The organism is Roseovarius aestuarii (assembly GCF_019966515.1).
Taxonomy (GTDB): Bacteria; Pseudomonadota; Alphaproteobacteria; order Rhodobacterales; family Rhodobacteraceae; genus Roseovarius; species Roseovarius aestuarii.
This window is the reverse complement of record NZ_JAIMIB010000008.1, coordinates 30,751-45,630: the sequence shown is the minus strand read 5'-3', so window position 1 is coordinate 45,630 and position 14,880 is coordinate 30,751. Positions and strand designations below refer to the sequence as shown.

Genomic DNA, 14,880 nt, shown 5'->3' with positions numbered 1-14,880 from the left:
CCCCCCTTGGGGAGGGCCAGGGAGGGGGTCAGGTAAAGTATTGCGCGTTCTCGCTCATCCGGGGATAACGCGGAGAACGAGGAACCAGATGAAGAAACGTGATATGAACCGCGACTGGATTGCCACTGCCCGAACCCTCAGCGAGGCGCTACCCTATCTGCAGCGCTATGACGGCGCCATCGTGGTAATCAAGTTCGGCGGCCATGCGATGGGCAGTGATGAGGCGATGGAAACTTTCGCCCGTGATGTCGTGCTGATGCAGCAGGTCGGAGTGAACCCCGTCATCGTGCATGGCGGCGGCCCGATGATCAACGAGATGCTGGAAAAACTCCAAATCAAATCCGACTTTGTGAATGGCAAGCGGGTAACAGATGAGGCCACGATGGAAGTGGTCGAGATGGTGCTCTCGGGCCGGGTCAACAAGCGCATCGTGCAGGCGATCAACCGGCAAGGCGGCAAAGCGGTGGGGCTGTCGGGCAAGGACGCTAGCCTTATCACCTGCGATCCCGCGGACCCCGCGCTTGGACTGGTCGGCGACCCCACTGACATCAAGCCAGATATCCTGCACACCCTCTTTGCCGATGATGCCATACCGGTAATTGCCCCGCTGGGCGCCGGGCGAAATGGTGAAACCTTCAATATCAACGGCGACACCGCGGCCGGAGCCATTGCTGCCGCGCTGACCGCCGACCGGCTGCTGTTGCTGACGGATGTCGATGGCGTGCGCGATGCCACCGGTGCGGTTGTGACCGAACTGACCGCGGGTCAGATTCGCCAGATGACAGCCGACGGCACCATCGCGGGCGGCATGATCCCCAAAACAGAAACCGCCCTGACGGCCATCGACGGTGGCGTACGGGCGGTCGTTATCCTTGACGGGCGCGCGCCTAATGCCACGTTGCTGGAGCTTTATACCGAACACGGTGCCGGCTCACTGATCCGCGCGAACTAGCTTGCACGAAAGGCGATTTGCCTTAGGTTTCCCCGCATGGAAAACGAAAGCCTTATTCGCCTTGGCATTTTCGCGGGGCTGTTCACGCTTCTGGCGCTCATCGAGGCGGCGCTTCCCCGCCGTCAACGTCGCCAGCCACGCGGCACCAGGTGGGTGACGAACTGGGCCATCGTGATTCTCGATATGCTCACCCTGCGACTGTTGGCCTTTGCTCTGCCGTTGCTGGCCGTCGGTGCCGCACTGCATGCTGAGGCGCAGGGTTGGGGCGCGATGAATGCGCTTCAACTGCCAATGTGGCTTGCCATTATGCTGACCCTGCTGATCTTTGATCTAGCCATATGGGCGCAACACCTTATCACCCATAAGATACCGGTTTTATGGCGTTTTCACCGCGTGCATCACGCCGACAGGGACATAGATGTAACAACTGCCATCCGATTCCACCCGGTGGAAATCGCCCTCTCAATGCTGCTGAAAATCGGGCTTGTCTACCTCTTGGGCCCACCCGCTATAGGTATCATCGCGTTCGAGATCATGCTGAACGGAACAGCGATGTTCAATCACGCGAATATCAGATTACCGAAGGCGCTGGATACGATCATAAGACAGACACTGGTGACGCCCGATATGCACCGGGTGCATCACTCGGTGCACAGGCATGAACATGACAGCAATTACGGCTTTGCACTTTCGATCTGGGACCGGATGTTCGGCACCTACATCGCGCAACCGGAACAGGGGCATGACGAGATGACGACCGGGCTGCAATGGCAAGATGAAAAACCTTCAAAACTGGGGTGGTCATTGATGCTGCCGTTTCGCAAATGAACTTTCAGGAGATTGGAATAGCTGCTGAAAAGCACCAGCTTGCCATCTATGGCGTGCTTCATCCGGCCCCCGAGGACGTGCCGGAGGATGTACAGACACTGGTACTGCTAGGTCCAGATGAGCCGGGTTTCTGGGCGTATTTCACCACCTCGCCCGAATATCAGGACGGGCAGCCCGATCCGATAGATCGATGGTCAGCGCGAGTAATCGGTGACCTTGCTAACAAATTGACCGCAAAGGCGCTTTTTCCCTTCGGCGGACCACCCCATCAGCCGTTCATCAGCTGGGCCAGGCAAAGCGGCCGGGCACATGTGTCGCCGGTGGGAATGCTGGTGCATGACGTGGCCGGGCTCTGGACGTCGTATCGTGGCGCATTGGGCTTGTCTGAATGGCTGGAATTGCCCGAAACCGCTCCAAACCCCTGTTTATCCTGTGAAGCTCAGCCCTGCCGTACCGCCTGTCCGGTCGGGGCGCTACAGCCGGAGTTTTATGATGTCCCGGCCTGCAAGGCTGATCTGGACCGGCCAGAAAATGATTGTATGGCAAAAGGTTGCGCAGCGCGTCGGGCCTGTCCGGTCGGACAAGGCTTTCAACGGACCGAAGCACAGTCGGCCTTTCACATGGAGGCGTTCAGATGACGCGGCGATTGATCCTGATGCGACATGCGAAATCAAGCTGGGCCAACCCGGCGCAGGAGGACAAGATACGCCCCTTGAACGGGCGCGGACAACGCTCGGCAGAGGCCTTGGGGAATTGGCTGAGGGAGAATAATTATATTCCTGATCAGATACTTACGTCATCCTCAACCCGCACAAGAGAAACCTGCGAAAGACTGGGTCTGGACGCTGAGCGGAGCTTTCTGGACACGCTTTACCATGCCGGGTCGGGCCAGATGATGAGCATATTGAATCAGGCCACCGGTCAATGCGTACTGATGCTGGGGCACAATCCCGGCATCGCGTGGTTCGCACATGATCTGGTGACGTCGCCGCCCGAACACCCCAGATTTGGCGACTATCCAACCTGTGCCACCCTGGTTGTGGACTTTTCGGTAGAGGCGTGGAACGACCTGAAACCCGGTACTGGCAAAGTACTGGATTTCGTCATCCCAAGAGAGCTGATGCCGAGCTGAAAAACGTACGGAACGTACAGGATGTACGCATAAAACGTACGCAGATCGACCCTGCCTCGAAAAATGCCCTACAGGGTTCACGTAAATCCGACCGCACGCCCGCCGCCAACGAAAAACGGCGTAGAAGTACTACGCCGTTTCCCGATAGGTTTCTGATCTTTTAGCGAACCGGTCAGACCGCCTTTTTCAGCGCGTCGACCAGATCGGTCTTTTCCCAGCTAAAGCCGCCATCGGCCTCGGGCTCGCGCCCGAAATGGCCATAAGCCGCGGTCCGCTGATAGATCGGCCGGTTCAGCTGCAAGTGCTCGCGAATGCCGCGCGGGCTGAGATCCATACATTGACCGATGGCCTTTTCGATCTCGGCGGGATCAGCCTCGCCGGTGCCGTGGGTATCGGCATAGATTGACAGCGGTTTGGACACACCGATCGCATAGCTAAGCTGGATGGTGCAGCGTTCGGCCATGCCCGCAGCTACGACGTTCTTGGCCAGATAGCGTGCCGCATAGGCTGCCGAACGGTCGACCTTGGTCGGATCCTTGCCAGAAAACGCGCCACCACCATGAGGCGCGGCACCACCATAGGTATCGACAATGATCTTGCGCCCGGTCAGGCCGGCATCGCCATCGGGGCCGCCGATCACGAAAGTGCCGGTGGGGTTGACCCACCATTCGGTCTTATCGTTGAGCCAGCCCGCGGGCAGGACTTCGCGGATATAGGGCTCGACAATGGCGCGGATATCATCGCTTTTCTGGCTCTCGTCGGCATGCTGCGTCGACAGCACGACAGAGGTCACCTCGACCGGTTTGCCATCGACATAGCGCAGCGAGAGTTGGCTTTTGGCATCAGGGCGCAGTGTCGGCTCGGCGCCGGATTTGCGCGCCTCGGCCAGCCGGCGCAGGATCGCGTGGCTGTACTGAATCGGCGCAGGCATCAGCGCGTCGGTCTCAGTCGTGGCATACCCGAACATGATGCCCTGGTCGCCGGCCCCGTCCTTGTCGACGCCTTGCGCGATATGCGCCGATTGTTCGTGCAGGAAGTTCAGCACATGGCAGGTGTTCCAGTGAAACTTGTCCTGCTCGTAACCGATATCCTTGATGCAGTCGCGGGCGATCTGGCCGATGCTGCCCATGAAGCTTTTGAGGCGCTCCTGATCTGAAAGTCCAACTTCGCCGCCGATGACGACCATTGAACTGGTGGCAAAAGTTTCGCACGCGACCCGGGCTTCGGGTTCTTCGGCGATAAAGGCATCCAAAATGGCATCCGAAATGCGGTCGCACACCTTATCGGGGTGACCCTCCGATACGGACTCCGAGGTAAAAACATAGTTATTGCGGGACATGAAAACGCTCCATTAAAGTTAACCGTCACGCCAGGAAGCCGTTGTGACGGGGTTCGGAACTGGTTAAGGCCGGGTCGCTGTCACGTCAATCGTTAAAGCGTCCTGGCGGTAACCGCGATGAAATTGTTCGCAATTAGGCACCAATCTTTGCGCCACAGCGGGATTACCCTGTTTCGGGAAACCATGCCGGGATCATACGAGAGTTAGATGGAAAGGTCGCGGTTGGTGTCGACGGCGAGCAGACATTGAAATGAAGCCGCAGATCGCCCAACTGCGGGATGGCTGCCCAATTGCACTGGTGGGCGCTTTATCCTCCAAATCGCCGGTCCTTACGGACAGACCCGCGACGCGCGGCGGCCTTGTTTTCGCGCGGCGCGAAACCTGAACTGCGGCTTCCGGGCTAGTTGATACAGCATGACACCATCTAACGCGGGGGTCGCTGTGCACGGTTCCGCAGGACCGTGCCTCCCAGGATCAGCAAAAGCACTGCCAGCACCGGCAGGTCCCCGATCCGCGCATATAGCGTTGGCGGACGCGGCAGTGGCAACGGCGCGTCGATCCATCCGGCCTGTCCCAAAGGCAGGCTATGCGTGATCCGGCCCGCCGGGTCGATCATCGCCGAGATGCCGGTATTGGCGGCCCGGATCATCGGCAGCCCCTGTTCGACGCTGCGCAGCCGCGCCTGTGCGAGATGCTGATACGGGCCAGATATCTTGCCGAACCAGGCATCATTGGTAATGAGCAGGATGAAATCCGCGCGTTCCGGCGCCGCGCGCAGATCACGGGCAAAAACGCTTTCGTAGCAGATCAGAGGAAGCGCCTTGCCGATGTCCCCCAGCTCGATCACCCGCCCACGCGGACCGGCGCTGAAACCGTGACCATCCTGCGCGGCAATCCCGGCAATACCGAAACGAGCCATGAAATTGCCGAAGGGGACGAATTCGCCGAAGGGCACGAGGTGATGTTTGTCGTAAAGCGATGTCACCGTACCATCCGCACCCAATGCCACCAGTGAGTTGTAGATCTGTGATCCGTCAAGCCGCTGCAACCCGGCCACCACAGGCACCTCGCCTGCGGCATCCGAGATCGCCTCAAGCGCCGGTTCAGCATTGTTCAACAGCACCGGGATGGATGTTTCCGGCCAGACGATCAGATCGGGACGGGTGTCGCCAGCGGCGGAAAATTCCAGCTGGCGGTCGAAAAAGATCGGGATCATCGCCGGATCCCATTTTTCGTGCTGCGGCGCGTTGGGCTGGACAAGACGCACCTTGGGCGCGTCGGTCGCGGTTGCGGTGGCAGGCGCGATCAGGGCGCCGGTCAGGTAAAGCGCAGCGATGCCTGCCAGTACGCCGCCGCCAATAACCTGACGGCGCGCCACCAGATGCCAGAGCGCGGTGGCTGCTGCCCATGTTACCGCGATCAGGCCGAGCGGCCCGGCAAAGGCGGCCCATTGCAGCATCGGCGTGTCGATCCAGACATGGCCGATCTGCGCCCAGGGAAAGCCGGTAAAGAGATAACCGCGCAGCGATTCGCCTACGGTGAAGGCAACGATCAGCGCAACACTGCCGCCGCCAAGCGCACGGGCTACGGCAAAACCCGCCGCCCAGTAGAATGCGAGATACGCGGAAAGCCCGATCAACGCGAAGGGCGCCATCCAGCCGTGGCGGGCGACATCAACCAGGAACGGCTCGACAATCCAGCTGAGTGCCAGCATGAAATAACCAGTCCCGGCGACCCAGCCCATCAGCAAGGCGCGACGCATGTCCGGAGCCTGCCTGAACAGCGCGATGATCAGGGCCAGCGCAGCGATCGTCAGCGGCCAGAGCCCCCAGGGCGCCTGCCCCAGCGCCGCCAGCGCCCCCAGACCCAGCCAGATCGAAATCCGATAGACCCCGCGCAACCCGTTCACGCGGCTGGCAAATCCGGGCTGCGCCATGTCAGTCATTCTTGTGGCCGGGCAGGCAAACCTTCAGTCGTTTGATGCGGCGGGGATCGGCATCGACAACCTCAATCATCACGCCGGTGGGATGTTCGACCACTTCGCCGCGTACCGGGACGCGACCGAGCAGCATGAAAACCAGACCGCCCAGCGTGTCGATCTCTTCTTCATCAACCTCGTCCGCCTCAGTCAGCGACAGGCCAATCTCATCCTCGAACTCTTTCAGCGGTGTCTTGGCCACCGCCAGGTAATCGCCCGAGGTTTCCTGTGTCCAATACCCGTCCTCGGCAATGTCATGTTCATCCTCGATCTCGCCCACGACCTGTTCGATCAGGTCCTCGATCGTGATCAGCCCGTCGACACCGCCATATTCGTCGATCACCAGCGCCATGTGGCGCCGCTCGCTCTGCATTTTCTGCAAAAGCACGCCTATTGGCATCGAGGGCGGCACAAAGAGCAGCGGACGCAGCATGCGTTTGAGCGAGAATCGCCCGCCCGCACCGTTAAAGCCGTGTTTGAGCGCCAGATCCTTGAGGTGGACCATGCCGATAGGCGTATCCAGCGTGCCCTTGTAGACCGGCAAACGGGTCAACCCGCTGTCGCGGAAAACCTGCACCAGTTCTTCCTTGCCGATGGTGGACGGCACAGACACGATATCGGCCTTGGGAATCGCCGCATCCTCGACCGCCATACGGCGCAGGTTGCCGATACCCGGCTGACCCTCGGCCTTGGGGCCGGTCAACTGTTCATCATCATCCGTCTGATCTTCGCCGGGACTGAACGCCCCGAATATGCGGCGTAAAAATCCGCCCTGTTCCTCATCATCCTGGCTTGACGCCTGCGCGCGATGCGCTGCGTTAGAGGATCCGTCTATCGTGTCGCCCATTCTCTCTTTCCAAAATTGCAGTGCTAAAACGCCCCACGTCGCCTAATATGGGTCAGCAAGACCCAGTTTGCCAAGTACCTCGACCTCGATTGTCTGCATCACGGTGGCATCTTCGTCACGGATATGGTCATAGCCCAAAAGATGTAACACCGCATGAACGATTAAGTGAGTTATATGGTCGCTGAGCGGTTTTCCGGCCTCGCTGGCCTCGCGCGTGCAGGTGTCAAAGGCGATGGCGATGTCACCAAGCTCCGGATCAGGGCCCGGTTCGGGCGCTTTCGGCGTGGCACCGGGTGCTTCGGGCGCGCGATCCTCACTGGGCCAGCTAAGCACATTAGTGGGCTGGGGCTTGTCACGAAAATCTTCGTTGAGCGTGGCGATCCGTGCGTCGTCGCAGCCGAGTACGCTGACCTCCCACTGGGCCGGGTCCAGCCCCAGATGAGCGAGCGTAGCCGTGGCGGCGCGCTCGGACAGCGCGGCCAGATTAGCCGTTTTCCAACGGTCATCTTCGATCATGGTTTCGGTCAGCATGCGGGGCCGTTCGCGGTTCAGGTATCGGCCTCATACGCCTCGATGATGGCGGCGACAAGCGGATGGCGCACGACATCCTTCGAGGTGAAATAGCTGAAACTGATGTCCTTGATGGTTTTCAGGAGGCGCTCAGCATCATGCAGGCCCGACGTGACGCCGCGTGGCAGGTCGATCTGGGAGCGGTCGCCGGTGATGACCATGCGCGAACCCTCGCCCAGGCGGGTCAGGAACATCTTCATCTGCATCGAAGTGGCGTTTTGCGCCTCGTCGAGCACCACGAAGGCGTTGGCTAGCGTCCGCCCACGCATGAAGGCCAGCGGTGCGATTTCGATGCGCTTTTCCTCGATCAGTTTGGCGAGTTGCTTGCCGGGCAGGAAATCGTTCAGCGCGTCGTAAAGCGGCTGCATGTAAGGATCGACCTTGTCCTTCATGTCGCCGGGCAGATAGCCCAGCTTCTCGCCCGCCTCGACCGCCGGACGGGACAGGATGATCCGGTCGACATGACCCTCGATAAACATCGACACGCCCGCGGCGACGGCCAGATAGGTCTTGCCGGTGCCCGCCGGGCCGATGCCGAAGGCCAGTTCCTTGGAAAACAATGCCCGTACATAGGCTTTTTGCGCCTCGGTACGTGGCTCAACCAGTTTCTTGCGGGTCTTGATCTCGACCGCGCCGCCCTTGAACATTTCAAGCTGGTCGCCCGCGCGACTGCCGGTGCCCTTGTCCGAGCCACCCATGCGCAATTCGCGGTCAATGTCACCCGGTTCGACCTCTTTGCCGGTTTCCAGCCGTTGGTAGAGCGCCTGAAGCACAGAAATGGCCTCTTTCGCCGGCACCTCTTCGCCCACGGCAACCAGTTGATTGCCCCGGCGCATGATCTGCACGTTTAGCTTCTGTTCGATATCAGCCAGGTTTCGGTCGAATTCGCCGCAAAGGTCGATCAGCAGGCGGTTATCGGGGAATTCCACGACCTCTTCATGCTGCAGGGCCGGGTCCAGGGCTTGAGGCAACTCGCTGCTGATCAATCAAATCTCCGCGCTAAAAGGATTCATTTTTCTCAAACCGTGCCAAGTTGCGCCCGCAGGCGCAAGGGCAAGTGGGCATTTGTTGATGGATGTTAACGAAAAAACCGCGGACCCGGCGGGCCCGCGGCTGATTTCGACCTGTACGCCCTGTTCAGAAAGTGTCGCCCACCGTCTGACGGCCCTGGAACGGGCCGGTGACATGGGTCGGCGGCGCAATGCCTGAGCAGACCGGTTTACCGTTGCGGTCCAGGCGTTGCGAAAGATATCCCTCGATCCCGTCGTCGATGATCCAGTGATCGCAGCCATTAGGATCGACCCAGACGCCCGCCTGCAATTGGCTGAGGTGCTTTTTCTTGAAGCCGTAGTCGATGGATTTGTCCTGACCTACCTGGCCGCCGCCGCCTTCACCGCAGGCGCTTAGCATTCCGATCGCGGAAAGGCACAATATCACTTTTGTAATTGTCATAGCCTGCCCCCTACCGGATACACATGATTTCGACGCGGCGGTTCTGGGCCATACCCGCCGCCGACGCGTTGGACGCCTTGGGCTGCCGCTCACCATAGCCACGAATACCGTTGATGCGCGCGCCCGATGCCTTGGCGATGCGCGCCACCGCGTTGGCGCGGCGCAGCGACAGGTTCATGTTATAGGCGTCTGAGGCCCGGCTGTCGGTATGGCCGGTGATCACGAAGCCGCGCGCGCTGGTCTGCCGGAAGAATTGCCGCAGCCGCGCCTTGCCCGCGGCGCTGATCCGGGCGCTGTCGGTGGCGAACAGCTGGTCCGAACTGACCACCCCGCAGAGGTTACCTCGGCGGCAGACAGGTTTGCCGTCGCGGGTGACATGCGGCGTCATGAACCCTTCGAACCCGTCATCCATCACCCAGTGTTCACAGCCATCCGGGTCAACCCAGATGGTTGGAATATATCGTTCACCCTTGGCAGAATTTCCGCTGCTTTGCGCCCAGCCGGCGCTTGCGTTCAACGCTATGCTGATGGCGGCAATTGCCAGACCTTTCAGCCATCCGTGCGCTGTTCGTGACCTGACACCCATCACAGCCCCCCGTTTTTATCACATACTTCAACACGAAGGGTCAAATGCCGTGCCCCCGCACAGCATGAGCCCCCAACTCATAATTCGGAAAAGTCTAACAAGTATTGGGCATATGGGAAGAAAAATATCCAGATATTGTGTATTCACGCGCAACAATCCACAAGAAAACGGGGAATTGATCACGAATTGTACATTCCAGGGTTGAAGGTCAACGTGGCGTGTCGCCGTTTGCGCGATGCTTGCAGGCGACGGTTCGGGACAGGCCACGACGTTAGCTAAGCCAATAAATCCGCGCGCCCGCACAGAGCTTAGGGTTCGGATTTTTCGGTGATCCTGGTCAGGTAGCAGCCATCTTTGCCTGGCGCCCAAAGCTCGACACTGTAGTCGAAACCGGCGGTTTCCAGAGCGGCGCAATGATAGGCGAAGCACAATGCGGTAGGGTACAGATTTCTTCGTCGCTACAGCCGGCCTCGACCCAGGCATCCTTGATCGGACAGGCCATCGTGACAGAGCACAGGCAATCCGCGGGCGCGGCGGCTGGCCGGTTACTCCGCTGCCCGCCGCAGCACCTCGCCCGAGAGCGAATTCGTACCGCTGTCGATGATCTTCACGGGAAGGATATCGCCCGGCTGAATGGAGGCATCGGTCACATGCACGGCGTGCAGATAGTCGGACTTTCCCACCATCTGGCCCGGCAACCGACCGGGCTTTTCAAAAAGCACGTTGACGCTGCGGCCCACCATCGCCTCTTGCGCGGCGCGCTGCTGGCGGGTGATCAGGGCCTGCAGGCGTTGCAGCCGGTCGGATTTCACCTCCTCGTCCACCTGCGGACGCTCGGCCGCCGGGGTTCCGGGGCGGGTCGAGTACTTGAACGAATAAGCATAGCCGTAATTCACCTCTTCGATCAGATCCATTGTGGCCTGGAAATCCTCTTCCGTCTCTTCCGGGAAGCCGACGATGAAATCCCCTGACATCAGGATATCGGGACGCGCTTCGCGGATACGTTCGATCAGGCGCAAGTAGCTTTCCGCCGTGTGACTGCGGTTCATCCGTTTCAGGATCTTATCACTGCCCGACTGCACCGGCAGATGCAGGTAGGGCATCAGCTTGGCACAGGTGCCATGGGCCTCGATCAGATCATCGGCCATGTCGTTGGGGTGGCTGGTGGTGAAGCGGATGCGCGCCAGCCCGTCGATTTTGTCTAGCTCCCAGATGAGCCCGGCCAGGGTCATATCCCCATCCGGTCCGGCGCCGTGATAGGCATTCACGTTTTGGCCCAGCAGGGTAATCTCACGCACGCCGCGATCCACCAGTTCGCGCGCCTCTTCGATGATCCGGTCCGCCGGGCGGCTGACCTCGGCCCCGCGCGTATAGGGCACAACGCAGAAGGCGCAGAACTTGTCGCAGCCTTCCTGTACAGTCAGGAACGCCGTTGGCCCGCGTTTCGCCTTGGCGCGTTTGCGCAGCGTGTCGAACTTGTCGTCCAGCGGAAAATCGGTGTCGAGCGCCTTGGCGCCGTCGCGCACCTTTGCCTCCATCTGCGGCAGGCGGTGATAGCTTTGCGGACCGACCACCAGATCGACCAACGGCTGGCGGCGCATGATCTCTTCGCCCTCGGCCTGGGCGACGCAGCCCGCGACACCGATCTTGAGATCGGGTTTCGCATCTTTCAACTCACGGAACCGGCCCAGCTCGGAATAAACTTTTTCTGCAGCTTTTTCGCGTATGTGGCAGGTGTTGAGCAGGATCATGTCAGCGTCATCAGGCGTCTGCGTTTCGACATAGCCTGCCCCACCCATGGCCTCGGCCATGCGTTCGCTGTCATAGACGTTCATCTGGCATCCGTAGGTCTTGATGAACAGTTTCTTTGGCTCGGCCATCCGTCGCAGTCCCCTGGCGTTTCAGGGGGCCTGACTACATCAACTCAAGGGTCACTTGCAATGCGTGACGATTTCCATGATTCTGGGCGCAAAAGAACCGGGGATACCGATGCAGTTTTCCAGCCTTGATCAGTTTCTGAGCAAAGCGGGTGCGCTTCTGGCCAAGGGGCCGGTGGCGATGATCTTCATTGAGGACGAGGTCGAGATCGACACCACGCTGCGTCACCACATCGATGCCGGATTTCGCGAGATACTGGCGCTGATGCCACCGGCATTTGCCTTACCGAATGATGTCGCGCGCCGGGTGCACCGGATCAACTTCGATATCGTGGCGGGAGATGATTTCACCAAAGCGGTGAACGCGGTGATCGCCAAGGCGCCGGGGACCTGGCTCTACTATTGTTTCAACGCCGAATACCTGTTCTTCCCGTTCTGCGAAACCCGCACGGTGGGCGAGATGCTGACCTTTCACGGCGAGGAACGCCGCGGCGCGATGCTGACCTACGTGATCGATCTCTACGCTGGTGATCTTTATCAGCACAAGAACGCGGTCTCGCTGGAGGACGCGCATATGGACAAGTCGGGCTATTACGCACTGGCACGCAATGATCCGGACAATCACAACCACCCGAAGGAACGGCAACTGGATTTCTTCGGCGGGCTGCGCTGGCGCTACGAGGAACATGTCCCCGCGCCGAAGCGAAACATCGACCGGATCGCACTCTTCCGCGCCAAGCCGGAGCTGATGCTGGACGCGAACCATCGTTTCAACGACGAGGAGTACAACACCTATGCCTGCCCCTGGCATCACAATCTGACGGCGGCGATCGTCTCGTTCCGCACCGCCAAGGCGCTGAAGCGCAATCCCGGTTCCACCTTCGACATCGAGACATTCAAATGGCACAATTCCACGCCGTTCGAGTGGCATTCCCGTCAGTTACTGGACCTCGGGCTGATGGAGCCGGGGCAGTGGTTTTAGGGCCGGGTTGATTGCCTCCGCCTTGTCCGGAAAACAGGTGATTAGTCTGGAGGGCAACGTGTATTTAGGCGGCTTGAATAATCTCGTCCGGTGTGCGGGACAGAGCGGTCATTGATCGTGCGAGGGCCAAGGTCGGCATTCTTGCTGCAACTAGTGAGTTGCGATCTGCCAGCTTCGTTTTTGGAACGAGTAAACTAGCAAGGCTTCTTCAGGACTGCTTTCTTCTGTGATTGCCATGTCGCGTTCTAGTGCCAAGCTAAGCTTACTGCAGAAACCCAGAACCTTATTGAGCGCCGCCTGAGACGCTATCTCGCTTGGGTCGAGGTCCAGTTCGATTTCCTCTGAGGTATAAAAGTGGGCGTTTGCGACGGGTCCACCAAGATCAACCTTCATACAGTGCGAATGTTCTGGATCACCTAGCATCCGAGCGGCTGACGCTGGGAGTACGGCGTTCTCGCCGTCGCGCTCATAGAAAACGTTGCCAAGCGACAATGAAAGGCTGAGCAGCCGGTCCCAGTCCGAAACAGATGTCTCATGGACAATAACGTCACGAAGCGAACCATCGGCTTCAAATATCTGGCATACATCCTTCCATAGCATTGTATTACTGTAGTTGATCGTTCGAGACCTTTGCACGCAGAAAAGCTGACGTTCACGCGTTTTGCAGCATTCGATACTTTGGGCTCAAAGCTGACCTTGCCCGAGGTCAGCCGTTCTCGATCCGTGCCAGTAATGCCTTGGCAACCGCTTGTTCGGCCTGGCGTTTTGATCCGGCGGTGGCTTGTGTCGGGGTCTGTCCGTCGAGCTGCGCCTCAATGGTGAATTGCGGGGCGTGGTCCGGGCCGCTGCGGGCAACTTCGACGTAGCGCGGTGGCTGCAGGCCGCGCGCCTGCGCCCATTCCTGCAGCGCGGTTTTGGCGTCGCGGGCATCGGCCTCGACCCGGCGCACGCGCTCGCCCCAGAGCCGCAGGATCATAGCCTTTGCTGCGTCGAAACCGGCATCGAGGTAGACCGCAGCGATCACCGCCTCCATCGCATCCCCCAGGAGCGCCTGTTTGCGGCGCCCGCCCGAGACCATCTCGGACCGGCCCAGTTTCAGTACCGCGCCGATATCGACCTGCCGGGCCACATCAGCGCAGGTCTCCTTGCGCACCAGTGCGTTGAAACGCGGTGCCAACTGGCCTTCGGTGGCCGCCCTGTCATGGTCAAGCACCGCCTGCGCCATCACCAGGCCAAGCACCCGGTCGCCCAGAAACTCCAGCCGTTGATTATCGTCGCGCGTGGCCGAGGACATCGAGGAATGGGTGACCGCGCGCACCAGCAGCCCGGGGTCGGAAAATTCATGCCCCAGCCGCGCCTCAAGCGCCTTCAGCTCGGCGGAAAGCTTCAATCCAGCCTCTTGAAGAAACGGTCCCCGCGCCAGGTCCAAAAATAGAACATCCGGCTGCCGGCGGAGGAAAAGACCACCCGGCCAGCGCGACCAATCAGGTTTTCGTAAGGCACGAAACCGACGCCCGCCACCTGCTGCGCGAAACGCGAGTCGGTCGAGTTGTCGCGATTGTCACCCATGAAGAAGTAATGCCCTGCCGGCACCCGGAATATGCCGGTATTGTCCGATCTCTGCGAGGTGATGTTCAGGATCGAATGGGATTCGCCGTTCGGCAGGGTCTCGATCTGACGGGATTTTTTGCACATCGCGCCTTCACCCACCACGCCGTTTTCACAACGCGGCGTGTTACGCAGCGGCCCCTGAGCTTCGAATTTCTCTTCGAACACGCCGCCATCTTCCAGTTTAACTGCCTCGCCATTGATATGCAGTACACTGTTTTTCATCTGGATCTCGTCGCCCGGCAGGCCGATCAGCCGTTTGATGAAATCCGCGCCGGTCACCGGATGGCGAAAGACGATAATATCGCCGCGCTCAGGCTCGGACCCCAATATCCTGCTGTTATCACCGTCGAGAAAACCACAGATATCGGCCGCGTCTACATTGATCCCCAACCGCTGAATACGGATCGACGGACACGACGCATAGGAATAGCCATAGGCCATCTTGTTGACAAAGAGGAAATCGCCAATCAGCAGCGTATCTTTCATCGACCCGGACGGAATCCAGAAAGGCTGAAAGAAAATCGTGCGGAAGATGCCAGCGATCAGCAGGGCGTAGACCACCGTCTTGATCGTCTCGACGATGGAATTCTTCTCTTTGGCATCCGAGGCCATGGGGCATCTCCGGGTTTGAGGTCTGAGGCGCTACATGAGCAGCAACGTCCCGGGTGTCAAGCAACATGCCAGAAAGCGCAGAATACCTCTGTGATCAGGCCACACCCTCGGGTC

Annotated in this window: 17 protein-coding genes and 1 riboswitch; of the genes, 5 read left to right on the top strand and 12 right to left on the bottom strand. The window is 59.7% G+C overall.

Going from position 1 to position 14,880, the window contains the following annotated elements; translation table 11 throughout:
* Positions 1 to 88: 88 nt before the first annotated feature.
* Genes argB through LC334_RS11275 form a run of 4 tightly spaced genes read left to right on the top strand, consistent with a single transcriptional unit; the run spans position 89 to position 2,912 of the window.
* Positions 89 to 952, top strand: a complete 864-nt coding sequence (gene argB, locus LC334_RS11290) for an acetylglutamate kinase (protein ID WP_085800652.1) — start codon at positions 89 to 91, stop codon at positions 950 to 952.
* Positions 953 to 988: 36 nt separating this feature from the next.
* Entirely contained in the window at positions 989 to 1,780 is a 792-nt protein-coding gene (locus tag LC334_RS11285) for a sterol desaturase family protein (RefSeq protein WP_085800651.1), read from the top strand.
* Entirely contained in the window at positions 1,777 to 2,418 is a 642-nt protein-coding gene (locus tag LC334_RS11280) for a ferredoxin (protein WP_085800650.1), read from the top strand. The genes LC334_RS11285 and LC334_RS11280 overlap by 4 nt, the downstream gene beginning before the upstream one ends.
* Positions 2,415 to 2,912, top strand: a complete 498-nt coding sequence (locus tag LC334_RS11275; protein WP_085800649.1) for a SixA phosphatase family protein — start codon at positions 2,415 to 2,417, stop codon at positions 2,910 to 2,912. The genes LC334_RS11280 and LC334_RS11275 overlap by 4 nt, the downstream gene beginning before the upstream one ends.
* A gap of 172 nt (positions 2,913 to 3,084) precedes the next feature.
* Here the strand turns inward: LC334_RS11275 and metK are convergent, their stop codons facing one another.
* From metK to miaB, 9 genes are all read right to left on the bottom strand, one after another.
* A complete protein-coding gene (metK, locus tag LC334_RS11270; RefSeq protein ID WP_085800648.1) occupies positions 3,085 to 4,251 on the bottom strand; it encodes a methionine adenosyltransferase in 1,167 nt (388 codons plus the stop codon).
* A 5-nt stretch (positions 4,252 to 4,256) separates the two neighbouring features.
* Positions 4,257 to 4,304, bottom strand: a riboswitch (SAM-SAH riboswitch).
* A 371-nt stretch (positions 4,305 to 4,675) separates the two neighbouring features.
* The gene (gene lnt, locus LC334_RS11265; protein ID WP_085800647.1) at positions 4,676 to 6,187 is read right to left on the bottom strand and encodes an apolipoprotein N-acyltransferase; all 1,512 of its coding nucleotides are present in this window, start codon (positions 6,185 to 6,187) and stop codon (positions 4,676 to 4,678) included.
* A gap of 1 nt (position 6,188) precedes the next feature.
* Complete coding sequence (locus tag LC334_RS11260; protein WP_085800646.1) at positions 6,189 to 7,076, bottom strand: hemolysin family protein; 888 nt, start codon at positions 7,074 to 7,076, stop codon at positions 6,189 to 6,191.
* 42 nt (positions 7,077 to 7,118) lie between these two features.
* Entirely contained in the window at positions 7,119 to 7,607 is a 489-nt protein-coding gene (gene ybeY, locus LC334_RS11255) for an rRNA maturation RNase YbeY (protein ID WP_085800645.1), read from the bottom strand.
* Positions 7,608 to 7,624: 17 nt separating this feature from the next.
* Positions 7,625 to 8,632 (bottom strand): PhoH family protein, encoded by a 1,008-nt coding sequence (locus LC334_RS11250; RefSeq protein WP_085800644.1) that lies wholly within the window; start codon positions 8,630 to 8,632, stop codon positions 7,625 to 7,627.
* A gap of 151 nt (positions 8,633 to 8,783) precedes the next feature.
* Positions 8,784 to 9,098 carry a hypothetical protein gene (locus tag LC334_RS11245; RefSeq protein WP_085800643.1) on the bottom strand — a complete coding sequence of 105 codons (315 nt, stop codon included), beginning with the start codon at positions 9,096 to 9,098 and terminating at the stop codon, positions 8,784 to 8,786.
* A gap of 10 nt (positions 9,099 to 9,108) precedes the next feature.
* Positions 9,109 to 9,684, bottom strand: a complete 576-nt coding sequence (locus LC334_RS11240) for an OmpA family protein (RefSeq protein ID WP_085800642.1) — start codon at positions 9,682 to 9,684, stop codon at positions 9,109 to 9,111.
* A gap of 308 nt (positions 9,685 to 9,992) precedes the next feature.
* Entirely contained in the window at positions 9,993 to 10,115 is a 123-nt protein-coding gene (locus LC334_RS23035; protein ID WP_263286433.1) for a hypothetical protein, read from the bottom strand.
* 114 nt (positions 10,116 to 10,229) lie between these two features.
* Positions 10,230 to 11,564, bottom strand: coding sequence for a tRNA (N6-isopentenyl adenosine(37)-C2)-methylthiotransferase MiaB (gene miaB, locus LC334_RS11235; protein WP_085800641.1), 1,335 nt, complete (start codon positions 11,562 to 11,564; stop codon positions 10,230 to 10,232).
* A gap of 109 nt (positions 11,565 to 11,673) precedes the next feature.
* Between miaB and LC334_RS11230 the strand changes: the two genes are divergently transcribed.
* Positions 11,674 to 12,543 carry a hypothetical protein gene (locus tag LC334_RS11230; RefSeq protein WP_085800770.1) on the top strand — a complete coding sequence of 290 codons (870 nt, stop codon included), beginning with the start codon at positions 11,674 to 11,676 and terminating at the stop codon, positions 12,541 to 12,543.
* A 150-nt stretch (positions 12,544 to 12,693) separates the two neighbouring features.
* Here the strand turns inward: LC334_RS11230 and LC334_RS11225 are convergent, their stop codons facing one another.
* From LC334_RS11225 to lepB, 3 genes are all read right to left on the bottom strand, one after another.
* Complete coding sequence (locus tag LC334_RS11225; RefSeq protein WP_085800640.1) at positions 12,694 to 13,143, bottom strand: hypothetical protein; 450 nt, start codon at positions 13,141 to 13,143, stop codon at positions 12,694 to 12,696.
* A 106-nt stretch (positions 13,144 to 13,249) separates the two neighbouring features.
* Positions 13,250 to 13,933: a ribonuclease III gene (gene rnc, locus LC334_RS11220; protein ID WP_085800639.1), complete on the bottom strand. Its 684-nt coding sequence runs from the start codon at positions 13,931 to 13,933 to the stop codon at positions 13,250 to 13,252.
* Positions 13,930 to 14,766: a signal peptidase I gene (lepB, locus tag LC334_RS11215; RefSeq protein WP_085800638.1), complete on the bottom strand. Its 837-nt coding sequence runs from the start codon at positions 14,764 to 14,766 to the stop codon at positions 13,930 to 13,932. Before lepB ends, rnc begins: the two co-directional genes overlap by 4 nt.
* Positions 14,767 to 14,880 lie beyond the last annotated feature (114 nt).

Coding starts and splice junctions, on each gene's coding strand:
- argB (WP_085800652.1), top strand. CDS start 89: ATGAAGAAACGTGATATGAACCGCGACTGGATTGCCACTGCCCGAACC.
- LC334_RS11285 (WP_085800651.1), top strand. CDS start 989: ATGGAAAACGAAAGCCTTATTCGCCTTGGCATTTTCGCGGGGCTGTTC.
- LC334_RS11280 (WP_085800650.1), top strand. CDS start 1,777: ATGAACTTTCAGGAGATTGGAATAGCTGCTGAAAAGCACCAGCTTGCC.
- LC334_RS11275 (WP_085800649.1), top strand. CDS start 2,415: ATGACGCGGCGATTGATCCTGATGCGACATGCGAAATCAAGCTGGGCC.
- metK (WP_085800648.1), bottom strand. CDS start 4,251: ATGTCCCGCAATAACTATGTTTTTACCTCGGAGTCCGTATCGGAGGGT.
- lnt (WP_085800647.1), bottom strand. CDS start 6,187: ATGGCGCAGCCCGGATTTGCCAGCCGCGTGAACGGGTTGCGCGGGGTC.
- LC334_RS11260 (WP_085800646.1), bottom strand. CDS start 7,076: ATGGGCGACACGATAGACGGATCCTCTAACGCAGCGCATCGCGCGCAG.
- ybeY (WP_085800645.1), bottom strand. CDS start 7,607: ATGCTGACCGAAACCATGATCGAAGATGACCGTTGGAAAACGGCTAAT.
- LC334_RS11245 (WP_085800643.1), bottom strand. CDS start 9,098: ATGACAATTACAAAAGTGATATTGTGCCTTTCCGCGATCGGAATGCTA.
- LC334_RS11240 (WP_085800642.1), bottom strand. CDS start 9,684: ATGGGTGTCAGGTCACGAACAGCGCACGGATGGCTGAAAGGTCTGGCA.
- miaB (WP_085800641.1), bottom strand. CDS start 11,564: ATGGCCGAGCCAAAGAAACTGTTCATCAAGACCTACGGATGCCAGATG.
- LC334_RS11230 (WP_085800770.1), top strand. CDS start 11,674: ATGCAGTTTTCCAGCCTTGATCAGTTTCTGAGCAAAGCGGGTGCGCTT.
- LC334_RS11225 (WP_085800640.1), bottom strand. CDS start 13,143: ATGCTATGGAAGGATGTATGCCAGATATTTGAAGCCGATGGTTCGCTT.
- lepB (WP_085800638.1), bottom strand. CDS start 14,766: ATGGCCTCGGATGCCAAAGAGAAGAATTCCATCGTCGAGACGATCAAG.